Source organism: Microlunatus parietis (assembly GCF_013407955.1).
Lineage (GTDB): Bacteria > Actinomycetota > Actinomycetes > Propionibacteriales > Propionibacteriaceae > Microlunatus > Microlunatus parietis.
The window spans coordinates 1538738-1561889 of the sequence record NZ_JACCBU010000001.1 but is presented as its reverse complement, the minus strand read 5'-3'; the positions used below and the strand labels follow the sequence as shown (position 1 = coordinate 1561889).

Annotated in this window: 22 protein-coding genes; 16 read left to right on the top strand and 6 right to left on the bottom strand. The window is 71.1% G+C overall.

Translation table 11 applies throughout. The features are described 5' to 3' along the window. Positions 1–20 precede the first annotated feature (20 nt). Together BKA15_RS07400 and BKA15_RS07395 are read left to right on the top strand one after the other, a co-directional pair. Positions 21–2102, top strand: a complete 2082-nt coding sequence (locus BKA15_RS07400; protein ID WP_179749451.1) for a bifunctional aldolase/short-chain dehydrogenase — start codon at positions 21–23, stop codon at positions 2100–2102. 12 nt (positions 2103–2114) lie between these two features. Next, entirely contained in the window at positions 2115–3533 is a 1419-nt protein-coding gene (locus BKA15_RS07395) for a rhamnulokinase (protein WP_179749449.1), read from the top strand. A 12-nt stretch (positions 3534–3545) separates the two neighbouring features. Here the strand turns inward: BKA15_RS07395 and BKA15_RS07390 are convergent, their stop codons facing one another. After that, positions 3546–4181: a hypothetical protein gene (locus BKA15_RS07390; protein ID WP_179749447.1), complete on the bottom strand. Its 636-nt coding sequence runs from the start codon at positions 4179–4181 to the stop codon at positions 3546–3548. 114 nt (positions 4182–4295) lie between these two features. On the opposite strand from BKA15_RS07390, the gene BKA15_RS07385 reads away from it, so the two are divergent. The 5 genes from BKA15_RS07385 (at position 4296) to BKA15_RS07365 (ending at position 9460) form a co-directional block, all read left to right on the top strand. After that, on the top strand, positions 4296–5246 hold the full coding sequence (locus BKA15_RS07385) for a helix-turn-helix transcriptional regulator (RefSeq protein WP_179749445.1): 951 nt from the start codon (positions 4296–4298) through the stop codon (positions 5244–5246). Between the two features lie 52 nt (positions 5247–5298). After that, a complete protein-coding gene (locus BKA15_RS07380; protein WP_179749443.1) occupies positions 5299–6525 on the top strand; it encodes a Gfo/Idh/MocA family protein in 1227 nt (408 codons plus the stop codon). Positions 6526–6559: 34 nt separating this feature from the next. Then, entirely contained in the window at positions 6560–7381 is an 822-nt protein-coding gene (locus BKA15_RS07375; RefSeq protein WP_179749441.1) for an acyl-CoA thioesterase, read from the top strand. Between the two features lie 142 nt (positions 7382–7523). After that, the gene (locus BKA15_RS07370) at positions 7524–8837 is read left to right on the top strand and encodes a M20 metallopeptidase family protein (RefSeq protein ID WP_179749439.1); all 1314 of its coding nucleotides are present in this window, start codon (positions 7524–7526) and stop codon (positions 8835–8837) included. Between the two features lie 5 nt (positions 8838–8842). Next, a complete protein-coding gene (locus BKA15_RS07365) occupies positions 8843–9460 on the top strand; it encodes a GNAT family N-acetyltransferase (RefSeq protein WP_179749437.1) in 618 nt (205 codons plus the stop codon). 75 nt (positions 9461–9535) lie between these two features. Here the strand turns inward: BKA15_RS07365 and BKA15_RS07360 are convergent, their stop codons facing one another. Continuing rightward, positions 9536–10018: a MarR family winged helix-turn-helix transcriptional regulator gene (locus tag BKA15_RS07360; RefSeq protein WP_179749435.1), complete on the bottom strand. Its 483-nt coding sequence runs from the start codon at positions 10016–10018 to the stop codon at positions 9536–9538. Between the two features lie 72 nt (positions 10019–10090). Here BKA15_RS07360 and BKA15_RS07355 point away from each other — a divergent pair, with 72 nt between their 5' ends. Further along, a complete protein-coding gene (locus tag BKA15_RS07355; RefSeq protein ID WP_179749433.1) occupies positions 10091–11143 on the top strand; it encodes an LLM class flavin-dependent oxidoreductase in 1053 nt (350 codons plus the stop codon). A 1-nt stretch (position 11144) separates the two neighbouring features. Further along, complete coding sequence (locus BKA15_RS07350) at positions 11145–11840, top strand: NADPH-dependent F420 reductase (RefSeq protein WP_312878853.1); 696 nt, start codon at positions 11145–11147, stop codon at positions 11838–11840. A gap of 188 nt (positions 11841–12028) precedes the next feature. Here BKA15_RS07350 and BKA15_RS07345 read toward each other — a convergent pair whose 3' ends face one another. Both BKA15_RS07345 and BKA15_RS07340 read right to left on the bottom strand, forming a co-directional pair. Beyond that, a complete protein-coding gene (locus BKA15_RS07345) occupies positions 12029–12364 on the bottom strand; it encodes a GNAT family N-acetyltransferase (RefSeq protein WP_179749431.1) in 336 nt (111 codons plus the stop codon). A gap of 166 nt (positions 12365–12530) precedes the next feature. Beyond that, positions 12531–13109: a hypothetical protein gene (locus BKA15_RS07340; RefSeq protein ID WP_179749429.1), complete on the bottom strand. Its 579-nt coding sequence runs from the start codon at positions 13107–13109 to the stop codon at positions 12531–12533. Between the two features lie 113 nt (positions 13110–13222). Between BKA15_RS07340 and BKA15_RS07335 the strand changes: the two genes are divergently transcribed. Genes BKA15_RS07335 through BKA15_RS07325 form a run of 3 tightly spaced genes read left to right on the top strand, consistent with a single transcriptional unit; the run spans position 13223 to position 16039 of the window. Then, the gene (locus tag BKA15_RS07335; RefSeq protein WP_179749427.1) at positions 13223–14389 is read left to right on the top strand and encodes a sensor histidine kinase; all 1167 of its coding nucleotides are present in this window, start codon (positions 13223–13225) and stop codon (positions 14387–14389) included. Beyond that, positions 14386–14991 carry a response regulator transcription factor gene (locus BKA15_RS07330; RefSeq protein ID WP_179749425.1) on the top strand — a complete coding sequence of 202 codons (606 nt, stop codon included), beginning with the start codon at positions 14386–14388 and terminating at the stop codon, positions 14989–14991. The genes BKA15_RS07335 and BKA15_RS07330 overlap by 4 nt, the downstream gene beginning before the upstream one ends. Positions 14992–15007: 16 nt before the next feature. Then, positions 15008–16039 carry an NAD(P)-dependent alcohol dehydrogenase gene (locus BKA15_RS07325; protein ID WP_179749423.1) on the top strand — a complete coding sequence of 344 codons (1032 nt, stop codon included), beginning with the start codon at positions 15008–15010 and terminating at the stop codon, positions 16037–16039. Here BKA15_RS07325 and BKA15_RS07320 read toward each other — a convergent pair. Beyond that, entirely contained in the window at positions 16024–16881 is an 858-nt protein-coding gene (locus BKA15_RS07320; protein WP_179749421.1) for a helix-turn-helix domain-containing protein, read from the bottom strand. The genes BKA15_RS07325 and BKA15_RS07320 overlap by 16 nt on opposite strands. 96 nt (positions 16882–16977) lie before the next feature. Here BKA15_RS07320 and BKA15_RS07315 point away from each other — a divergent pair, with 96 nt between their 5' ends. Continuing rightward, the gene (locus tag BKA15_RS07315; protein WP_179749419.1) at positions 16978–18363 is read left to right on the top strand and encodes an alpha-glucosidase/alpha-galactosidase; all 1386 of its coding nucleotides are present in this window, start codon (positions 16978–16980) and stop codon (positions 18361–18363) included. A gap of 5 nt (positions 18364–18368) precedes the next feature. Here the strand turns inward: BKA15_RS07315 and BKA15_RS07310 are convergent, their stop codons facing one another. Continuing rightward, the gene (locus tag BKA15_RS07310) at positions 18369–18809 is read right to left on the bottom strand and encodes a globin (protein WP_179749417.1); all 441 of its coding nucleotides are present in this window, start codon (positions 18807–18809) and stop codon (positions 18369–18371) included. Positions 18810–18916: 107 nt separating this feature from the next. On the opposite strand from BKA15_RS07310, the gene BKA15_RS07305 reads away from it, so the two are divergent. The 3 genes from BKA15_RS07305 (at position 18917) to lanKC (ending at position 23137) form a co-directional block, all read left to right on the top strand. Continuing rightward, positions 18917–19345 (top strand): OsmC family protein, encoded by a 429-nt coding sequence (locus BKA15_RS07305; protein ID WP_179749415.1) that lies wholly within the window; start codon positions 18917–18919, stop codon positions 19343–19345. Between the two features lie 85 nt (positions 19346–19430). Then, a complete protein-coding gene (locus BKA15_RS07300; protein ID WP_179749413.1) occupies positions 19431–20333 on the top strand; it encodes an alpha/beta fold hydrolase in 903 nt (300 codons plus the stop codon). A gap of 233 nt (positions 20334–20566) precedes the next feature. Further along, positions 20567–23137, top strand: a complete 2571-nt coding sequence (gene lanKC / locus BKA15_RS07295; protein WP_179749411.1) for a class III lanthionine synthetase LanKC — start codon at positions 20567–20569, stop codon at positions 23135–23137. Positions 23138–23152: the final 15 nt, after the last annotated feature.

The following is a 23152-nucleotide window of genomic DNA, read 5'->3' as shown; positions in this document are numbered from 1 at the left end:
GAGCGACCGAATGTACGTCCATGAACCCGAGGAAGAGCGTGAACCAGCAGAACGAGAACAGGACCGTCACCGAGTTGATCACCCGGTCCAACCGGCTCGGGGCCGATCCGCGGAACACCAACTACGCCGGCGGCAACACGTCGGCGAAGGGGACCGCGGTCGACCCGGTGACCGGGACCGACGTGGAACTGCTCTGGGTCAAGGGCAGCGGCGGTGATCTCGGCACGCTGAAGCCGGCCGGCCTGGCCGTGCTGCGGCTGGACCGGATGCGGTCGCTGGTCGACGTCTACAACTCCTGGGGCGCGCGGGCGATCGACCGCGAGGATGAGATGGTGGCGGCGTTCGACTACTGCCTGCATGGCAAGGGCGGTGCCGCGCCGTCGATCGACACGGCGATGCACGGGCTGGTCGACGCGCCGCACGTCGACCACCTGCACCCTGACTCCGGCATCGCGATCGCCACCGCCGCGGACGGCGAGAGGCTGACTGCGGAGATCTTCGGCGACAAGGTGGTCTGGGTGCCGTGGCGGCGGCCGGGATTCCAACTGGGGTTGGACATTGCCAAGATCAAGGCCGAGCATCCGCAGGCCATCGGCACCATCCTCGGCGGCCACGGGATCACCGCCTGGGGAGCCACCAGCGACGAGGCCGAGGCCAATTCGCTGTGGATCATCAAGACGGCCCAGGACTACCTTGATCAACACGGCAAGGCCGACCCGTTCGGCGCCGAGCTGGACGGCTACGGCGCACTGCCGGAAGCCGAACGCCGCGCCAAGGCGGCCGCGCTGGCCCCGCATCTCCGGGGACTGGCGTCGACGGACAAGCCGATGGTCGGCCACTTCACCGACTCGGCCGAGGTGCTGGAGTTCCTGTCCCGCTCGGAGCACCGCCGGCTCGGCGAACTCGGCACGTCCTGCCCGGATCATTTCCTGCGCACCAAGGTCAAGCCGTTGATCTTGGACCTGCCGGCCTCGGCGTCGGTCGAGGAGTCGGTGGCCCGGCTGCGCGAGCTCCATGATCAGTACCGGGACGACTACCGGGCCTACTACGAGCGGCACGCCGACGCCGACTCCCCGGCCATGCGGGGCGCGGACCCGGCGATCATCCTGGTGCCGGGCGTCGGCATGTTCTCCTACGGCGCGAACAAGCAGACCGCACGGGTCGCCGGCGAGTTCTACGTCAACGCGATCAACGTGATGCGCGGCGCGGAGTCGATCTCCAGCTACGCGCCGATCGACGAGTCGGAGAAGTTCCGGATCGAGTACTGGGCGCTGGAGGAGGCGAAGCTGCAGCGGTTGCCGAAGCCGCGGTCGCACGCCGGCCGGATCGCCCTGGTCACCGGCGCCGCCAGCGGCATCGGCAAGGCGATCGCCACCCGGCTCGCCGCCGAGGGCGCCTGCGTCGTGATCGCCGATCTTGATCAGGCCAAGGCCGAGGCGGCGGCAGCCGAGCTCGGCACCAAGGACGTGGCGATCGGGATCCAGGCCGACGTCACCGACCCGGCTCAGGTGCAGGCGGCGATCGATGCCACCGCGCTCGCGTACGGCGGAATTGATCTTGTGGTGAACAATGCCGGCCTGTCGATCTCCAAGCCGCTCACCGAGACCACCGACGCGGACTGGGATCTGCAGCACAACGTGATGGCGCGCGGTTCGTTTCTGGTCTCCCGGGCCGCCGCGGCAGCGCTCATCGCGCAGGGGATGGGCGGCGACATCGTCTACATCTCCAGCAAGAACTCGGTGTTCGCCGGGCCGAGCAACATCGCCTACTCGGCGGCCAAGGCCGACCAGGCGCACCAGGTCCGGCTGCTCGCGGCCGAGCTCGGCGAGCACGGCGTCAAGGTGAACGGGATCAATCCGGACGGGGTGGTCCGCGGCAGCGGGATCTTCGCCGGCGGCTGGGGTGCCAAGCGGGCTGCCGTGTACGGGGTCAAGGAGGAGGAACTCGGCGCCTACTACGCCGGCCGGACGCTGCTCAAGCGGGAGGTGCTGCCGGAGCACGTGGCGAACGCGGTCGCGGTGATCACCTCCGACGAACTGAGTCACACCACCGGCCTGCACGTGCCGGTCGACTCGGGCGTCGCGGCGGCCTTCCTGCGCTGAGGGACCAAGATCATGACCCCCATTCGACAGGCTCAGGGCACAACCGGTCCGGTGTTCGGGGCGGTCGATATCGGCGCGTCCGGCGGCCGGGTGATGGCTGGCCGGGTGGTCGACGGCCGGGTCGAGCTGGAGCTGGTGCACCGCTTCGGCAACCAGCTCGATCATCGGGGCGACCGGCTGTTCTGGGACTTCGAGCGGATCCACCGGGACGTGATCGACGGGCTGACCCGGCTCGCCGCCCGCCATGATCACGTGGTGAGCCTCGGGATCGACACCTGGGCCGTCGACTACGGCCTGCTCGATGCCGACGGCGCGTTGATCGGCGACCCGTTCGCGTACCGGGACGACCGGACCGCGGCGGTGATCGATGACGTCCACGGCAAGATCGACTTCGCCGAGCTGTACGGGATCGCGGGCCTGCAGTTCCTGCCGTTCAACACGCTCTACCAGCTGGCCGCGGAGCAGCGCGGTGATCGGTGGGCGCGGGCCCGGACGATGTTGATGTTGCCCGATCTGCTGGCCTACCGGCTGACCGGGCAGCGGCATGCCGAGGCGACGAACGCCTCGACGACCGGGCTGTTCGACGCGACCACCCGGGACTGGTCGCCGGTGATCATCGAGCGGCTCGGCCTGGACGGATCGCTGCTGCCGAAGGTGATTCCGTCCGGTACGGTGATCGGCCCGCTGTTGCCCGACGTCGCGGCCCGAACGGGTCTGCCGCGGACCACCGTGGTGACGGCGGTCGGCTCGCACGACACGGCGTCGGCGGTGGCCGGCACGCCGCTGCGCTCGCCGGCGGCGGCCTACATCTCGTCCGGCACCTGGTCGCTGGTCGGCGTCGAACTGGAGGCGCCGATCCTGACCGCGGAGAGCCGACTGGCCAACTTCACCAACGAGGGCGGCGTCGACGGCAAGGTCCGCTACCTGCGCAATGCCGGCGGACTGTGGCTGCTCTCGGAGTGCGTCCGGGAGTGGGAGCGCGACGGCGAGCCCGTTGATCTTGGTCGGCTGCTCGGCGAGGCGGCGGAGGTGTCCGGGCCGGTCGCGCTGATCGACGTCGACGCCGAGGAGTTCATCGCGCCGGACGACATGCCGCGCCGGATCGCGGCGGCCTGTGAGCGGACCGGTCAGCCGGTGCCGCGGACCCGGGCCGAGTTCGCCCGGACGATCTGTGAGTCGCTGGCGACGGCGTACGCGTCGATCGTCCGGCAGGCCGGCGAGCTGTCCGGCCGGTCCGTCGAGACCGTCCACATCACCGGCGGCGGCTCGCAGAACGCGCTGCTCTGCCGGCTCACCGAGGAGGCCTGCGGACTGCCGGTGATCGCCGGCCCGGTCGAGGCGACCGCGATCGGCAACGTGCTGGTCCAGGCCCGCAGCCACGGCGCGCTGCCCGGCACCCTCGCCGACCTCCGCCGTGCCATTCCGCGCTGACCGGGCGTCGAGCTACTTCCAGAGGACGTACTCGAAGATCCACAGCGGGCTTCCGGGGGCTGCCTTCTGGACGACCCACAACGCGGCGAGGCGGCCGGTCTCCGTCTGTACGCAGATCCAGTCCTCGGCACCGAGTTCGGCCGGCTCGATGTGGCTGTCCTGCCGCTCGGTCAGCGCGGCCACGCAGGCGGACCTGGAGATCGGCCCGGTCGCGCGCGTGAGTTGGCCGTAGGCGGTGAAGGCTCCACTGCTCTGCAGGTAGACGTCGAAGCCGGACGGGGCGGTCCCGACCTTGCCGGTCTCCAGGTCGGCCAGGTCCCCGAGCCGCATCTCGAGCCGATCCTCGTAGAGCACGTCGCCCTCGGCCGGTGGCGAACCTAACGGTGGCGAACCGGACTCGGTGGCGGGAGCGTCGGTGGTGCCGGCGGAGGAGATCTCGTCCTGCGGTTCCGGTGCCGCGGCCGCGGAGGTCACGGCAGCCGGGCCACTCGCCGCGGGCGGCTGGGCGACCTGACCGGTGGCCCCGACGACCTGCATGATCACCACGACGAAGCCGCCGAGGGCGGTCAGCAAGGCCGCGACACCCGTGAGGATCCCCGGTAGCGTCTTCCAGAACGACGTCTTGGCGTCCTGCCCGTCCTCGGACATGTAGGCATGGTAAGTCCGCCGGCAGGATCCGGCACCGAATCGGCCGATCGGATCCGGCCGCCCGTGGCGGACCGAAGAGGACAGCTGCTGTCCGGTACGGGCAGAATGTGACCCATGCGCGCCGACCGGCTGCTTCGGATCGTCTTCCGGCTGCAGGGCCGGGGAGTGGTGTCGGCGCCGACGCTGGCCCGCGAGCTCGAGGTGTCCAGCCGGACGATCCGCCGCGACATGGAGGCGCTGTCGTCCGCCGGGATCCCGGTCTATTCGGTCCGCGGCGGCACCGGCGGCTGGGCGCTGGTGCAGGACTACCGGACGAACCTGACCGGGCTGTCCACGGCGGAGGCGCTGGCCATGATCGTCGGCCACCCGCGCGGCCTGCTCAGCGATCTCGGGCTGGACGATCCGGGTGACGAGTTGATCATGAAGCTGCTGGCGGCGATCGCGCCGGCGGCCCGTGAGCAGGCCGAGCACGCGCGGCAGCGGATCCATCTCGACCCGGACCGCTACTGGGAGCCGACCGCGGGCGATCCGCCGCCGCTGCTGCCCGGTCTGCTCGCCGCGATCTGGGCGGACAAGATCATCGAGGTGCGGTACGGCAGCGGCCGGCGGGTCACCCGGATCGAGCCGTATGGCCTGGTGCGCAAGGGAACCCGCTGGTATTTCGTCGGCCGCGGCGGCGACCTGGTACGCACCTACCGGGTGTCCCGGCTGCACGAGTTGATCACGACCGAGGAGACCTTCGTCCGGCCGGGCGATTTCGATCTGGCCGCCCATTGGCGGGAGGCGCGGCAGGCGTACGCGAAGCGGTTCGGGTCGTTCCGGATCCGACTGCGGCTGCGCGGCGAGGCCCTGGACCGCGCCGGCTGGGCGTACGCGAGGAGCAAGATCATCGGCGAGCCGGACCCGGAGGGCTGGGTCGACGCGGAGTTCGACACCGAGGACTGGGACGGCGCGGTCGCGCTCGTCGGGGCGCTCGGCGGGTCAGAGGTGGTCGTGGTCGCGCCGGACGAACTCCGGGACCGCGTGGCCGCCGGCGCGAGACGCTTCCTCGAGCTCAATCCCTAATTGTGGACGCCACTTATTGCCGATTTGGTGCCAACCCTTTTACGATGATCGGGTGGCTGAGACCATGATCAACGTCCCGTTCGAGGGACGTGACCGGATCCGGATCGGGCTGATCGGGGCCGGCAACCGGGGCAGTTCGCTGCTCGGCAACCTGTTGATCATCGACGGCGCCGAGGTGCGTGCGGTCTGCGACGTCTCGGCGGAGCGGGCCGGGGCGGCCGCCGATCGGGTCGCGGCCGCCTCGGGGCGCCGCGCCGACACCGTGACCGACGCGACGGCGGTGATCGAACGGGACGACATCGATCTCGTGATCATCGCCAACCCCTGGGAGTTGCACACTCCGCTGGCCGTCGCCGCCATGAAAGCGGGGAAGCACGCCGCGGTCGAGGTGCCGGCAGCGCTGACGCTGGAGGAGTGCTGGGCCCTGGTCGACACCAGCGAACAGACCCGGCGGCATTGCGTGATGCTGGAGAACTGCAACTACGGCTACAACGAACTGCTGGTGCTCAACCTGGTCCGCGACGGCGTGCTGGGCGAGTTGCTGCACGCCGAGGCGGCCTATCTTCATGATCTTCGCCGGCCGCTGATGACGCGGACGGCATGGCGGCGCAAGGCCCACGTCAAGCTGGACGCGAACCTCTATCCGACCCATGGCCTCGGACCGGTCGCGGCCTACCTGGACGTGAATCGCGGCGACCGGTTCGTCCGGCTGACCTCGATGAGCTCGGCATCCCGCGGCCTGGACGTCTGGCGGGACAGCCATCCCGACGAGCTCGATCCGAGTACGGCCGGCGAGGTGTATCGCTGCGGTGACATCAACACCTCCATCGTGGCCACCGAACAGGGTCGGACGATCCTGCTGCAGCATCAGGTGGTGGGACCGCGCCCGTACAGCCGAAGGAACGAGATCGTCGGCACCAAAGGGATCTTCACCGACTTCCCGCCGCGGATCTTCGTCGAGGACCCGGACGATCCTGCCCAGGTCGAGGAGTACGTCGAGCTGGACACGTTCCGCGACTACGAGCACCAGCTGTGGACCGACGAGGGTGCGCGGGCCCGCGAGGCCGGCGGCCACGGCGGCATGGACTACCTGATGCTGCTCCAGTTGATCACCACGATGCGGTCCGGCGCAGTGGCCGAGATGGACGTCTACGACGCGGCGGCCTGGAGTGCTCCGTCCGCGCTGAGCTTCGCCTCGGTCGCCGCCGACGGCGCGCCGGTCGACTTCCCCGACTTCACCCGCGGCCGCTGGGCGGAGGCCCGTCCGGGCATCCGCTGACCGCGGCGCCGACCGCCCTTGGCAGGATGCCGGGGTGACCTACAGCTATGACTGCCCGCTCCGCTGGGGCGACATGGATGCGCAGGCCCACGTCAACAACGCGGCGTTCGTCGACTACCTGCAGGAGGCCCGGGTCGCCTTCCTGCATTCCGGTCCGCCGGCGATGCGCGACCTGTTGGACAACGGCGTCATCGTCGCCGGCCATCAGGTCGAATACCGGGCACCGGTCGTCTACAGCGGGCGGCCGCTGCGGATCGAGCTCTGGGTCGATCAGGTCGGCGGCAGCCGGTTCCAGCTCGGGTATCTGATCAAGGACGGGGCGGAGATCGCCGTCCGCGCGCAGACCATCGCCACCCCGTACGACCTCGAGGCGAACGCCCTGCGCCGGCTCACCGCCACCGAGCGGGACTTCTTGAGCAGCCATCTCGAGCCGGCCGAGCCGCTCCGCCCGGTCGACTCGACCAAGATCACGTTCACCGGGTCCGGCCATCTGCATCCGGTCCGGGTGCGCTGGTCCGACCTCGACTCGTACGGCCACGTCAACAACGTCCGCTACTACGACTACGTCCAGGAGGCGCGGGTCGCCCTGGTGGCCGACCTGATGGGCGGCGAGAACGGCGGCCGGTGGGTCGTCGTGCGGCAGGACGTCGACTACCTGAAGCCGATCGACTTCGCCGTCGAGCCCTACCTCGCGGAGACGGTGGTCACCAAGATCGGCACCCGCTCGGTCTCGCTGGCCGCCGAGGTCCGGGACCGGGCCGGCACCCGGTACGCGACCGCGCGCACCGTCCTGGTCGCGGACCAGCCCATCACCGAGCCCTGGCGATCGTCCTTCTCCCGTTGGGCGGTGGCGTGACCGGGCGTCCATGATCAGCTTCGGCGGGTAGGGACAACCCCCGGCCCGGTTGGTGGGTCGGCCGGCTGGGGAGGACTGACGGACGGGGCGACGCTGGAACCGAGCCCAGGCACGGGCCGGGTCGCCGACGTCAGGAGCAACCATGATCAACAACCCGCGGGATCTCGACCGCCGACGCTTTCTCCTCGCCGCCGCAGCCGCCGGCGCCGGAACGTTCGCCGGAGTCGCGGCGCCCGCCGCCGCGGCAGACAGGCCGGCTCGCCCCGAGGTGGGCCGCCGTCCGGTGGACCAGCCCGCGATCGACGCGGTGACCGGCTCGATCGAAGCTGACTTGGTTGCCCTGCGGCGGGCCATCCACGCTCACCCCGAACCGGCGGGCGAGGAGCGTCACACGGCCGCCCTGGTGGCGGACCGCCTGCGGGCCGCCGGCCTGACGGTGACGACCAGCGTCGGTGGCCACGGCGTGGTCGGCCTGCTCCACGGCGCCCACCGAGGCCGTACCGTCGGCTATCGGGCCGACATGGATGCCGTGCCGGCGGGGCACACGGTTGGCGGGGTCACCGAGCTCGGCCATCTCTGCGGGCACGATCTGCACACCACCATCGGGGTCGGTGTCGCCGAGGTGCTGGCCCGGCTCCGTTCACGACTCAGCGGTACGGTCGCGTTCCTGTTCCAGCCGGCGGAGGAGGACCTCACCGGCGCCCAGGCGATGCTGGACGACGGCGTCCTGCGGCGCACCGGTGCCCGGGAGCTCCATGCGCTGCACTGCGGCCCGCTGCCCGTCGGGACCATCGCCGTCACGCCGGGCTTCGGCATGCCGGGCCTGGACCGCGGCAGCGTCCGGCTGACCGGCCCCAACGCCGCCGCTCGGGCCGAGGCCGTGGCGGCGGACGTCGTTCGGCTGGCCACCGTGGCTCGGCCGCAGACCCTGGCCGAGATGGAACAGCTGCTGGTCGACCTCGGGACGCCCGACGGGCCGCTGGCCCGGTTCGTCAACATCCAGCACGCGACCCCGGAGGCCGACGAGGACGGCGCCGTCACCGTACAACTGTCCTATCGGTGCTGGCCCGAGCAGCGCTACCGCGAGGTCCGCGAGAGCGTCGGCGCGGTCGCCGCCCGCTACGACGGATGCGCCGAGTTCCCCGACCCACCGTTCCCCGCCCTGGTCTGCCCGGAGCGGGACGGCATCAGGCTGGAGCGCCGGCTGCGCCGTGAGTTCGGTCCCCGGCAGGTGACCCGGATGCACGCCGCGCCGCCGTTCAACGGCGAGGACTACGCGCTGTTCGGCCGGCGGCTTCCGGTCACCTACAGCTTCCTCGGCGTACGTTCGCCCGGCGCTCTGGTCACCACGGCCTTTCCGCACCACGTGGACTTCGACCCGGACGAGGGCGCCATCGGCGTGGGCGTACGGGCGATGGCGGGCTGGCTCGCCGAACGCGGGCGGGTGGCAGAGTGATGATCATGAGCAAGGACATCATCCGGCTGCGGCCGATCGGCGCGGACGAGACCGAGGCCGCGGTCGGGGTGCTGGCGCGGGGGATGCGGGACAACCCGGGCCACGTCGCGGCCTTCGGCCCGGATCCGGAGACCAGGCAGCGGTGCCTGGACTTGATGTTCCGCGGGCTGTTCCGGGTGGCGGGGCAGCGGGAGACCGTCGGCGCCTTCGACGGCGAGACCCTGGTCGGCGTCGCGGCGAGCGCGCCACCCGGCGAGTGCCGGCTCCGGGTCGGCCAGCAGGCCCGGGCCGCCGCGACCATGATCAACATCGGGCCGCGGCGGCTGCTCCGGGTGCTCGCCTGGCAGAGTGCCTGGGGGCGGCAGCACCCGGACTGGCCGCACCACCATTTCGGTCCGATCGCGGTGGACCGGGGCCGGCAGGGCCAGGGCATCGGCTCGTTGATCATGAACGAGTTCGCCGACCGCTGGGACCGGACCGCCGAGCCTGCGTACCTGGAGACGGACAAGTCGGAGAACGTCGCGTTCTATCGTCGCCACGGCTTCACCGTGATCGGCGAGGCCCCGGTGCTGGGCCGGCCGAACTGGTTCCTCCGCCGACCCGGGTTGTCCACTGCGCACTGAGCCTGTCGAAGTGCCCGGGGCCGAGATCGGACCTTGCCCTTCGACAGGCTCGGGGAACGTGGTGCGAGCCGCGTCCTAGCGATCGAGCCGGCGGCGCAGGGCGGTCGCGAGGTCGGCCGCGGCGGCGAGCTGCTCCGGGGTGAGGGCGTCGACGAACAGCTCCCGTACCGCACGAAGGTGGGGGACGGTCGAGCGCCGGAACGCCTCCGCACCGGCCGTTTCGAGGACGACCTCGGCGCCGCGGCTGTCGGTGGCACACTCCTCGCGGCGGATCAGCCCGCGCCGCTCCATCCGGCCGAGATGGTGGGACAGCCGGCTACGCTCCCAGCGGATCCCGTCGGCGAGTTCGGACGAGCGCAGGCGCCGCCCGGGGGCCTCGCTCAGGGCGAGCAGCACCGCGTAGTCGCCGGTCGACAGCCCGCATTCGGCCTGCAGCCGGGACGCGAGCTCGGACCGCAGCGTCTCGGCCGTCTCGATGAACTCCCGCCAGACCCGCAGCTCCTCCTTCGTCGGCAGCCGGCGCTTCGTCGCCCGGCCCGCCGCCCGTTCCCTCGCCATGGCCACTCCCTGGTTGATGTGTCAATGACATGGTATATGATTGACGCGTCAACTACTTGGGAAGGCTTGATCATGCCCGATCTGATCTTCGGACTCGACACCTTCGGCGACGTCCCGGAGGACGACACCGGTCAACTCGTGAGCTACCCCGCGGCGATCCGTCAGGTCGTCGAGGAGGCGGTGCTGGCCGACCAGCTCGGCGTCGACGTAATCGCCCTGGGTGAGCACCATCGTCCCGAGTACGCCATCGCGACGCCAGAGACCGTGCTCGCCGCCATCGCCGCCCGGACGTCGCGGATCCGGCTGTCGTCGGGCGTCACCGTACTGAGCTCCGACGACCCGGTCCGCGTCTTCCAGCGGTTCGCGACCGTCGACGGGATCTCCGGCGGGAGGGCCGAGCTGATCCTCGGCCGCGGCTCGTTCACCGAGTCCTTTCCCTTGTTCGGTTACGATCTGGCCGACTATGACCGGCTGTTCGAGGAGAAGCTCGACCTTTTCGTCCGGCTGCTGGACGAGCAACCGGTCAGCTGGAGCGGCGACCTGCGGGCACCGCTGGACCGGGCCGACGTCTTCCCGAAGTCCGAGTCCGGGCGGCTGCCGACCTGGGTCGGGGTCGGCGGTTCGCCGCAGTCGGTGATCCGCACGGCCAGGTACGGGTTGCCGATGGTGCTCGCGATCATCGGCGGCCCGCCGAGCCGGTTCGCCTCCTACGTCGAGCTCTACCGCCGGGCGGCCGAGCAGTTCGGCACTCCGTCGCACGGGGTCGGCATGCACTCGCCGGGCTTCATCGCCGACACCGACGAGGAGGCCAAGGAGGTGTTCTGGCCGCGTTACCGGGTCATCCATGATCGCATCGGCGCCCAGCGCGGCTGGCCGCGGCTCCGCCGGGACCAGTACGAGGAGGAGATTGCGTACGGCTCCCTCTACATCGGCTCACCGGCGACGGTCGCGGCCAAGATCGCCAGGACGGTGAACACGCTCGGCGTCGAACGCTTCGACCTGATCTACACCGCGGGTTCACAGCCGATCAGCGCCAGGCTGCGGGCCGTCGAGCTGTACGGGACCGAGGTGATCCCGCGGGTGCGCGAGCTGCTCGCCGACCGGGTCGTGCGGGCGGGGGTGTGACGTGACCCATCCGGACCTGCCGACGCTCGGCATCCTCGGCGCGGGCAAGCTCGGCACCGTGCTGGCCCGGCTCGCGCTGGCGGCCGGCTATCGCGTGCTGATCGCCGGCTCCGGCGACCCCGAACGGATCGCGCTGACCGTGGACGTCCTGACGCCGGGAGCCCGCGCGACCACCGCCGCCGACGTCGCGGCGGAGGTCGACCTGGTCGTCCTGGCCCTTCCGCTGGGCAGGTATCGCGAGCTTTCCGCCGAGGCGCTGCGGGGCAGGTTGGTCGTCGACGCGATGAACTACTGGTGGGAGGTCGACGGGGTACGGGACGACCTGACGGATCCGCGGACCTCGTCGAGCGAGACCGTCCAGGCGTTCCTTTCCGGCTCCCGGGTCGTCAAGGCGCTCAACCATGTCGGCTACCACGATCTGGAGAACCGGGCGCGGCCGGCCGGCGCAGCGGGCCGGCTGGCCGTCGCGATCGCCGGCGACGACGCCGCCGACCTGAGCGCCGTGGCTGACCTGCTGGACCGGCTGGGCTTCGACCCGGTGATCGCCGGGCCGCTGGCCGAGGGAGTTCGCTTCGAGCCGGGCACCGAGTTGTTCGGTGCCGACGTCGACGCCGCGGAGGTGCGGGCGAGGCTGGACCGCTTCGAGCGTACGGAGCGCGGGCAGGTCGTCGCCCTCGCCCGGGCCGACGTCGCCTGAGCCCTGATACACCGCACTCGAACCGGAATGGCGGCTCACTGAGCGGACCCTTTGACCTCGATTTCGGCAAGTTCTGCGGGTCAAGCAGTCCGCTCGGTGCTGTGGCGGCTGCCGCGCTCATGGCCGGCGGCGACGCGGCTCGGCCAGTTAGCGGCGGGGCATGGTGGATCCGGGCTGAGGGCGCCTCGTCAGCCGAGTTCCCGCTCCAGCCAGTCCAGGATGTCGTCGGTGACCGGGTCCGCGAGATCGGCGAACTCGTCGTGCCGCTTCACGTACCGGGCCACGTAGGTGCAGACCGGGACCACCCGCAGGCCCGCGGCCCGGGTGTCGGCGAGTGCCTGCTGGACCAGCTGGCCGGCCAGGCCCTGGCCGGCGTACGCCTCGTCGACCTCGGTGTGGAAGAAGATCCGCTGCCCGCCGTGATCGCGGTACTCGGTCAGCCCGGCGCGGGCGCCGTCGACCGAGATCTCGTACCGGTGCTGGGCGTCCACCCGCTCGACGACGGGGGCGGTTGACTGACTCATGGTGACCCTTCCAAGGACGTAGGCAGGAACAACGGTAGGCCGGGCACGAGCAGGACGAGATTCACCACGATCGGCCGCCGCTCGCCGCGGCGCACCCTTCGGCGAGGTCGTTGATACGTCAGTTGTCTCCTCAATGTAGCTGACGTGTCAACTCAAGTGACGTCGGTCAGCGGGCGAGCCAGGTGACGATCAAGATCACGGTGCCGAGGCCGAGGTCGAGGACGGCGCAGAACTCGGCGAGGGAACGGCCGACGACCCGGTTCCGCCGATGGTGCACCAGATCCCAGACGCCGTGGCCGATCGCGGCCAGGGCGGCGAGGTGGGCGGCCAGGACGGGATCGACCATCATCGCGACCAGGCCGAGGGTGGTGAAGCCCGCGAAGCCGGCCGCCTGGAGGCCCAGTTCGGGCCAGCCGGAGCGGGGTCGCCGGACCAGCCCGAAGATCACCAGGGCCGCGGCGGCCAGGACCAGCAGCAGGACGGCGTCCAGGGCGGTCAGCATGCCGAGGGTCACCAGGGCGACGCCGGCCGGGATGGTGAGCCAGGCGGCCGCGGGCCGGCCGGCCGCGGCGGCGGCCAGGTAGCAGAGGGCCGCGATCATGATGATCGTCGCCGCCAGATGGGCGTCGACGCCGCCCGCGGAGGTGGCGATCAGGGCTGCCAGGCCGACCAGGGTGGGCCAGCGGGCCAGGACAGCCGGCAGGGGGCCGGGATTGTCGGTGGATGATGTGGGAACGGTTGTCATGGCTTCAGCCTGGAAGGGGTCGGGTGCCGAAGCACTGGTCGGAATGTCATCGAAATCCGTGCAGTGCACATACCCGGCCGGGGTATGGTGGCGGCGAGGAGGAGGACGCGACGATGGGGTACGACGACGCCGACCGGCCGGTCCGCCGGGCCCGGGCCGTGGCCCTGGTCGCGCTGCTCGCGGCACCGGCGACGGCGGCGATCATGCCGGGCATCGCGCTCACCCGAGAGGCCGATCCGGTCCGCGCGGTGCTCGGCGCGATCGGCATCGCCCTGGTCACCGCGGCCCTCGCCGCCGCGCTGTACCGGTCGCTGAGGCACGACGCTGTGGCGGCCGGGGGACCGGGGCGACCGGTCCCGACCGATGTCGTTCTCGGTCTCGCGCTGCTGGTCTCGATCCCGCTGGTGGCGCCGCTCGGCGGCGCGGCGTGGTCCACCTGGGCCTGGCTCGGCGGCACCGTGGCCGGATCGCTTCCACTGCTGTACCGACGGCCGGCGGTGCTGGTCGGCGGCTGGCTGGCCCTGCTGGTCGCCGTTCTCGCCATCGGGGCCTGGGCCGGCGCTCCGCTCCAGTACGGGCTCACGGCGCTCGCGGTCGGCGCGACGGTGGTGTTCATGTGCGGCCTGCCGTACGTCCTCTGGCGGTTGGTCGGCGAACTCCGGGCCGGCCGGGAGGCCCGGGCCAGGCTCGCGGTGGCCGAGGAGCGGCTGCGGTTCGCCCGGGACATCCACGACGTGGTCGGTCACTCGCTGTCGGTGATCGCGCTGAAGGCGGAACTGGTGGAACGGCTGCGGCAGAGCGATCCCGGCCGGGCCGCCGCCGAGGCCGGGCAGCTCCGCGGGCTCACCGCTGACGCGCTGGTGCAACTGCGGTCCACGGTGGACGGCTTTCGCGGGATCGACCTTGATCAACAGGCGGTGGCCGTCGGGGACGCCCTCGACGCCGCCGGGATCCCGTACCGGATGGAGCTCGCGGCCCGCCCGGACTCCGCCGCGCTGTCCCGGCTGCTGGCGATCGCGCTCCGCGAGGCGACCACGAACGTGCTGCGCCACGGCCGGGGCGCCGAATGCGTGATCACGCTGGACCGGGCCGGCCGGGACCTCAAGCTCCGGGTGATCAACGACGCCGCCGAACCGAGCACCGGCCCGGGCCGGACGGGCACCGGCCTGACCGGGATGCGGGAACGGTTCGCCGAGGTCGGTGGGTCGGTCCGGGCCGGCCGGGAGGGTGATCGGTTCGTCTTCGAGGCGACCGTGCCGTGCCAGACTGGGCAGCCATGATCAAGCTTCTGCTGGCCGACGACGAGGCCTTGATTCGGGACGCCGTGGCCACCCTGCTCGACTTCGAGCCGGACCTGTCGGTGGTCGCGGTGGCGAGCGACGGTCGGCAGGCGGTGCAGGCCGCTCTTGATCATCGGCCGGACGTCGCGGTGGTCGACCTGGACATGCCGAAGCTGGACGGGATGGCCGTCAGCACCGAGCTCGGCCGGGCGCTGCCGTCCTGCCGGGTGATCATCCTGACCGGGCGTGGCCGGCCGGCCCATCTGCGCCGGGCGCTGCGGGCCGGCGCGTCCGGCTTCGTCACCAAGGGCACCCCGGCGGGCGCCCTGGCGCAGGCGATCCGCCGGGTCCACGAGGGAGCGCGGTACGTCGACCCGGAACTGGCCGCGGAGTTGTTGATCAGCCCGGACTGCCCGCTCACCGAGCGGGAGCTGGAGGTGCTGGCCGCGCTGGCCGAGGGCGGGACGCCGGCCGCGATCGCCCGCCGGGTGGGGTTGTCGGCCGGAACCGTACGCAACTATGCGGCGGCGATCATGACCAAGCTCGAGGTCTCCGACCGGGCCGCCGCGATCCAGGTGGCCCAGCACCACGGGTGGATCTGACGCGTATCGTTCGATCATGAATCTGCCGAAGGAACAGCCGCGCTCCCTGCTCCGCCGAGCCGGCGACGTCGTGGTCGATACCGCGCCGGTGCCCGAGCCCGGGCCTGGTCAGGTGCTGATCGAGGTCGCCGCGGTCGGCGTCTGTGGCTCGGACGTGCACTATTTCGATCATGGTCGGATCGCCGACTTCGTGGTGGAGGAGCCGCTGGTGCTCGGCCACGAGGCGTCCGGCGTGATCCGCGCCGTGGGTGCGGGCGTGCCGGCGGACCGGGTCGGGCAGCGGGTGGCGCTGGAGCCGCAGCAGACCTGCGGGCGCTGCACGCAGTGCCTGACCGGTCGCTACAACCTGTGCCCGGACGTCGAGTTCTTCGCCACGCCGCCGGTGCACGGTGCCTTCGCCCGGTACGTCGTGCTGGCCGCGCACCGGGCCCACCCGGTGCCGGACACACTGTCCGACGAGGCGGCCGCGCTGATCGAGCCGCTCTCGGTCGGGGTCTGGGCCGCACGCAAGGCGGCGATCGAGCCGGGGGACCGGGTGTTGATCACCGGCGCCGGCCCGGTCGGGCTGCTCTGTGCCGACGTGGCCCGGGCCCGCGGCGCCGCCTGGGTCGCGGTGAGCGACGCGGTCGGGCACCGGCTCGAGGTGGCCCGGCAGCGCGGTGCGCACCAGGTGATCGACGCTATTGCAGGTCCGCTGACCGACAGCCTGGAGCCAGTGGACGTGATCATCGAGTGCTCCGGCGCGGCACCGGCGGTGCGGTCCGCGTTCGAGGTGGCGGCGCCGGCGGCCCGGATCGTGCTGGTCGGGCTCGGCGCCCCCAACCTGGAGCTTCCGGTGGCCGAGATCCAGATCAAGGAGCTCGTCGTCACCGGCACGTTCCGGTACGCCAACTGCTACCCGGCCGCCATCGCCCTGGCCGCCTCGGGCGCTGTTGATCTTGACGGACTGGTCACCGGCCGGTTCGGCCTGGACCAGGTCGCCGAGGCGCTGCAGGCGTCCAAGACCGACCCGCAGAGCCTGAAGCCGGTGGTCTATCCGGGCCGCTGATGCCGGCGCCGGTAGTCGCCGGGCGAGGTGCCGCAGAGTCTGGTGAACTGCTCGTAGAAGCTGCTCTGTGAACTGAACCCGGAGGCGTGTGCGACGTCGATCATGGCCAGGCCGGTGGTGATCAGCAGCCGTTGCGCCTCGGCGATCCGGCGCCGGGCGAGATACCGGCCCGGGCTGAGGCCGAGACTGCGGCTGAAGATCATCGCGGCGTGGCTGCGGTTGAGGTGGGCCGCCGCGGCGATGTCGCCGATGGTGATCGAATCCCGGAAGTTCTCCACGATGAACCGGGCCATCGCGGTCACCGAGTTGAGCGTTCCCTCCGGCGCCGGCTGCTGTTGATCATGGCGGTCCGGCTGCCGCTCGTCGTACCGGAGCACTCGGCTGATCATCGCTTGGATCTCAAGCAGGGCTGGGATTCGGGCCGCCGCGTCCGATCCGCCGAGCTCTCGGATCCAGGTGCCGAAAAGGACGACGGCGTCATGCCCGAGGCAGCTCTGCGGTGCGATCACCGGGGTCAGCGAGAGCAGCCGGGCGACGTCGGTGTCGGTCAGGTTCCAGCCGAGCGCGGTGCCGAGCGGGAGGTGCAGCCAGCAGCCCTCGGTCTGCTCCGGGCTGGGCAGCAGATGGTGCGGCGTCGCGGCCCAGAAGACGGCGACCTGACCGGCGGTCACGCTGAGCCGGTCGCCGCCGAAGAGGTAGTCCAGCCGACCGCGCAGGACGAGGTTCACCTCGAGATCGTCGTGCCGGTGCGGCCGCACCATCGTCGGCGGCGTGCCGCGGTGCAGCCACAACTCCGACCCGGTGACGTCCACCGGGTGCGGTAGCGGTCCAGCGCCGGACATGCCGCGATCCTAACCGCCGCGCCCGGCGGACGATTCCGGAAGGGTTGCCGAGGCTGCCGGAGGTGCACCCGGCGGGTCGGCGCCTAGCGTCTTGGTATGGCTTCCACGATTCTGCGCCCCAAGATCACGATCATCGGCGCCGGCGGGTACGTGTTCCCGTTCCGGCTGGTCGGCGACCTGCTGAGCTTCCCGGCCCTGCAGGACGCGACCCTGTGCCTGATGGACATCGACGAGGACCGGCTGGCCCGGGTCGCGAAGGTGTCGCAGGAGTTGATCACCCACCACGGCCTCGGCGCGACGCTCGAGGCGACCACGGATCGCCGGGAGGCGCTGCGGGACGCCGACTTCGTGATCATCACGTTCCAGGTGGGCGGGCTCGAGGCGTACCGGCACGACGTCGAGATCCCACGCCGGTACGGCGTCGACCAGACCGTCGGCGACACGATCGGGCCGGGCGGCGTGTTCCGGTTCCTCCGCTCGGTGCCCGCCTACCGCGGCATCGTCGAGGACGCCCGCGAGCTCTGCCCGGGCGCCCAGTTCATCAACTACGCCAACCCGATGGCGATGGCAACCGGCTACCTGAACGCGATCGGTGCCCGCACGGTCGGGCTCTGCCACAGCGTGCAGGGGACCACGCGGATGCTGGCCCGCACCCTCGGCGTCCCGTACGAGGAGGTCGCCTACCGCTGCGCCGGGATCAACCACCAGGCCTGGGTGCTGGAGTTCAAGCAGGGCCGGACCGATCTCTATCCGCGGCTGCGCGTGGAGATGGCGAAGCGGCACGTCCGGTCCCGGGGTGCCGAGAAGTTGATCACCGACGACGGTGATCACAGCGAAGCGGCCGAGGCGGCCAGCAACTACGAGGGCGGCAACGAGCAGGTCCGGACGGCGCTGATGAACACGTTCGGCTACTTCGAGACCGAGTCCAGCCACCACGCCTCGGAATACCTGCCGTACTTCCGGAAGAACCAGGAGTTGATCAAGGAATACATCCCGCAGCGCTGGGACTACTACGAGATCTGCGCGGCGCACGACGAAGCGGGCGACCTCGGCGCCCAGCTGGACCGGCTGAAGGCCGAGCTGGCGCCGTCGGTCGAGTACGGCGCCAGCATCGTCAACTCGATGGTGACCGGCGAGTTGAGCGTGATCCACGGCAACGTGTCGAACCGGGACGGGGCGATCAGCAACCTGCCGTTCGACGCCTGCGTCGAGGTGCCCTGCCTGGTCGACGCGAGCGGCGTGCAGCCGACCACGATGGGCGCCCTGCCGCCGCAGCTGGCCGCGCTGAACCGGACCAACATCGCCGTCCAGACCCTGGCCCTCGAGGCCGCGCTGACCGGCAACCGCGACCACGTCTACCACGCCGTGGCACTGGATCCTCTGACGGCGGCGCTGCTCGATCTTGATCAGATCCGGGCGATGACCGATGAGCTGCTCGCCGCGCACGCGCCGCTGCTGCCGGAGTCGCTCCGCCCGGCCTGACGACGCTAAGGCCGGGGCTGGATGGTCAGCCCCGGCATCGCCGGCGGGCCGTTGCTGTCGAACGTGTTGACCATGAACTGGGCGGCCCGCTCCAGGTACTCCCAGAGGATCGCGTGCTGCTCCTCGGTCAGGTGCAGCGAGTCGACGGCGTCGCGCATGTGCTTGAGCCAGCGGTCCTTCTGTTCCGGTGTCACGGCGAACGGGGCGTGCCGCATCCGCAGTCGCGGGTGGCCGCGCTCCTGGCTGTACGTGGTCGGGCCGCCCCAGTACTGCTCGAGGAACATCCGGAGCCGTACCTCGGCGGGCCCGAGGTCCTCCTCCGGATACATCTCGCGCAGCGGCGGGTCGTCGGCCACGCCCTCGTAGAACCGCTTGGTCAGGGCGACGAAGGTCTCGTGTCCGCCGATCTCGTCATAGAACGACTGGCGGTCCTCAGTGTGCGTCATCGCCACCCATTGTTCCTCACCTTCCCACCGGAGCCGGCCCCGCGGGCGCCTGGCAAGATAAGCGGCGAACACCACAGACGCACACATCCCCCGAGAAGGAGATCGTCATGGCTACCGTACGCACGGCCAACGCCCACTGGGAGGGTTCCCTGATGGAGGGCTCCGGCACCGTCGAGCTCGCCTCGTCGGGGATCGGCACCTATCCGGTCAGCTGGCCGTCCCGGGCCGAGCAGGCGAACGGCAAGACCAGCCCGGAGGAGCTCATCGCCGCCGCGCATTCCACCTGCTTCTCGATGGCGCTGTCGCACGGCCTGGCCGGCGCCGGCACCCCGCCCACGACCGTCGACACCTCCGCCGATGTGACCTTCGTGCCGGGCACCGGGATCACCGGGATCAAGCTCACCGTGAAGGCCGCCGTGCCGGGCCTGACCGCGGAGCAGTTCCAGGAGGCCGCCGAGACCGCCAAGGCCAACTGCCCGGTGTCGCAGGCGCTGGCCGGGACCGAGATCACCCTCGAGGCGACCCTGGTCCAGTAGGGCCTCGCCTTACGCTCGCTGCCGTAGCAGCAATACGTCCGTCGGCCGATGCGCCGGCGGACGTCGGCGTTTCATGATCGTGATCATGGAACTGCCACCCACGACGCGCTGGCCGACGCTGCGCGGCTACCCGGACCGCGGCGACCCGTACCGCCGATTCCTCTACCGCTACCACGCCATGCTGGACCGCTGGCCGGCGGCGACGACCGAACACCTGGACTCCCGCTTCGGCCGCACCGCCGTCACCGTGGCTGGACCGCCCGACGCCCGGCCGCTGGTGCTGCTGCACGGCAGTGGCGCCACCTCGACCATCTGGTACGCCCTCGCCGGCCTGCTCGCCCGGCGCTACCGGATCTTCGCGATCGACCGGCTCGGCGACGCCGGCCTCGGCGGTGCCGACCTGCCGCTGCGGACCGGCGCCGACCTGCTGAACTGGCTGACCGGGGTCCTCGACGGCTGCGGCGTCGACCGGGCCGCAGTGGCCGGGCACGGCAGCGGCGGCTGGCTCGCGCTGCGGTACGCCCTCGCCGCGCCGGACCGCGTCTCCGCCCTCGCGCTGTTGGACCCGGTCGACTGCTTCGGCCGTCCCCGGGCCGGCTACCGGAGCCGCGAGTTCGCCCTGACCTTCGCCAGCACGCCCGGCCGGGCCCGGGCCCTGGTGCGCTGGGAGTCGACCGGCGTGCCGGTCGACGAGGACTGGCTGGAGCTGTTCGCGGCCGGCACCGGAGTGCCCCGGCAACTGCCGCCGCGGCAGCCCCGGCCGAGCGCCGCCGAGCTGCGCGAGCTCACCGCGCCGACCCTGATCATGCTGGCCGGGATGTCCCGGGTGAACGACGCCCGGCGGACCCGGCTGGCGGCGCTGCGCCGGCTGCCGAGTGCCGAGGTGGCCGTGATCGGGCACGCGTCGCACCACTCGCTGCCGTACCAGCCGGCCGGGGAGGTGGCCGCCCGGCTGTCCGGCTTCCTCGGACGCGCGGTCGGTTCATGATCAGGTTCGGCGTTGATCATCCTTGCCTGGCAGCGGATCGGGTGATCGCCGAGCGCTGATCGCACCGGCTCGTCAAGATCATCTTCGGACCGAATTCCCTACATCGGTACTTCTTATGAACCGTGAAATGTGACCCGCTCAACGAGTTTCAACGCAATTCGCAGAACTGATTGACACCTATTCGAACCGCTCCTACTCTTTGCCTGGGGGTAGTTATTTCGGGTGGGGGTTGCATGGATGAGTATGTTCTGTATTGCCTTGCTGACCGATTCTTCTATGACACACCGACGAATCGTGACGCAGAACATCCCGACTTCGAGCTGTGCACGCGGCCGCTGCCGGCCGGGTGGGAACGCGAGGCGACCGACGTCTGGATGAACTACGCGCCGGCGGAGGCGCCGGTTCCCAACCAGGGTTGGAAGATCCACGTCTCGTCCTGTCTGGCCGACGTCGACCGGACGCTGCAGGTCGTCTGGGATTACTGCCTCGAACGGGGCGTGCCGTTCAAATTCCTTCGTAACGAACCCGTCGTCGTCATGTACAACTCGAAGTCGGCGGACCGTGAGGCGAGTGGAAAGCTGGTCACGATCTATCCGGCCGACGACGCCCAACTCGAGTTGGTTCTCAAGGAGCTCAATCATCTCCTGGCCGGCGTCCGCGGTCCGTACGTCTTATCCGACCTTCGCTATGCCGACGGCCCGTTGTACGTCCGGTACGGCGGCTTCGCCGAACGGCACTGCCTTTCTGACTCCGGGCAGCGGGTCCTGGCGGTCGAGCATCCCGACGGGCGGCTCGTCCCGGACAACCGGCGACCGGTCTTCGCGCCGCCGGAGTGGGCGTCGCTGCCGAGCTTCCTGGAGCCGCATCTGGCCGCCCGCAACGCCGTCACGACCACCGAGCTTCCGTACCAGATCGACGGCGTGATCCAGTTCTCCAACGGCGGCGGGGTCTACCTCGGCCGGCACAAGACGAGCGACCGGCTGGTCGTGCTCAAGGAGGGCCGGCCGCACGCCGGGCTCGATGTGCACAACCGCGACGCGGTGGCCCGGATCGAGCACGAGCAGGCGATCCTCGAGCGGCTGGCCGGGATCGACGAGGTGCCGGCCGTGCTGGACAGCTTCACGCTGGGCGAGCACCGCTTCCTGGTCGAGGAGTTCGTCGACGCGAACCCACTGCAACGGCTGATCGTCAACGACTATCCGCTCACCCGGCCGGACCCGGCTCCGGCCGACCTGGCGGCCTACGCGGCGTGGGCCCGTTCGGTCCTGGACCGGGTCGAGACCGCGGTCCGCGCCCTGCACGGCCGGGGCGTGGTGTTCTGCGACCTGCACCCCGACAACGTGCTGATCGGCGCCGAGGACCGGCTCGTGCTGATCGACTTCGAGGTGGCCACCGCGGTGGAGGAGCAGGCCCGGTCGGCCCTGGCCCATCCCGGCTACTCGGCGCCGCCGGACCGGCAGGGTGTCGCTGTCGACGACTACGCGCTGGCCTGCATGCGGATCGGGATCTTCGCACCGGAGACGACGATGCTGCTGCCGTTCCACCCGGGCAAGGCGGCCCAGCTGGCCGACCTGATCGCGGAGACCTTCCCGGTGCCGCGGCCTTGGTTGGAGCGGGCGGTCCAGACGATCGTCGGCGAGGCCGCCGAGGATTCCGAGGATGCGGAAACCTGGCCGGCCCTGCCCGGCCGCGGCCGTTGGCCGGAGGTCCGGGAGTCGCTCAGCCGGGCCATCGTCGGCAGCGCGACGCCGGACCGGGACGATCGGCTGTTCCCGGGCGACATCGCTCAGTTCACGCCCGGCGGCGGGCTCGGCTTCGCCCACGGCGCCGCCGGCGTGCTGTACGCGCTGCACCACACCGGGGCCGGCCGCTTCGAAGAGTACGAGACGTGGCTGCGCAGCCGGGCGCTCGGACCGGTCAAGGGGACCGGCTTCTACGACGGCCGGGCCGGCGTGGCGTACGTGCTGGATGATCTTGGTCACCGGCAGGACGCGCTGGACGTGATCGAGCTCAGCCTCACCGAGCCGGTCGACGGCCTCGAGTTCGGCCTGCGCTCCGGGCTGGCCGGGATCGGCCTGAACCTGCTGCACTTCTGGCACCGGACCGGCGAGACCTCGTTCCTGGCCAACGCGACCCGGGTGATCGACTTCGTCGCCGACCGGCTCGGCGGCCCGGACGACGTACCGGAGATCAGCGGCGAAGGGAATCCGCGGGCCGGCCTGCTGCACGGGTCGTCGGGGGCGGCGCTGCTCTTTCTTCGCGGGTACGAACAGAACGGCGACGCCGGCCTGCTCGAACTCGCCGAGATCGCGCTCCGCCAGGATCTGCGCCGCTGCGTCCTCGACGACTACGGGACCCGGCAGGTCAGCCAGGGCTGGCGGACGCTGCCGTACCTCGAAGAAGGCTCGGTCGGGATCGCCGTCGTGTTGCGGCGGTACCTGCAGCACCGCCCGGACCCGGACCTGGCCGAGGCGTTGCGGTCGCTGCAGCGGGTCACCCGGTCGGAGTACTTCGTCCAGCCGGGCCTCTTCGCCGGCCGGGCCGGTTTGATCATGGCCGCAGCCGACGACCGGACCGGCGGTCCGGACGAGGTCACCGAGCGGCTGATCCGGGGGCTGGCCTGGCACGCGGTGCCGCACCGGGGCGGGCTGGCCTTCCCGGGCGACCGGCTGCTCCGGCTCTCGATGGATCTGGCCACCGGTTCGGCGGGCGTCCTGCTCGCGCTGGGGGCCGCGCTGCACCACGAACCGGTGCAGCTCCCGTTCTTCGGGTCCGCTCCAGGAACCCGAACCGACGAGAACTGAAAGGAGGTGAAACAC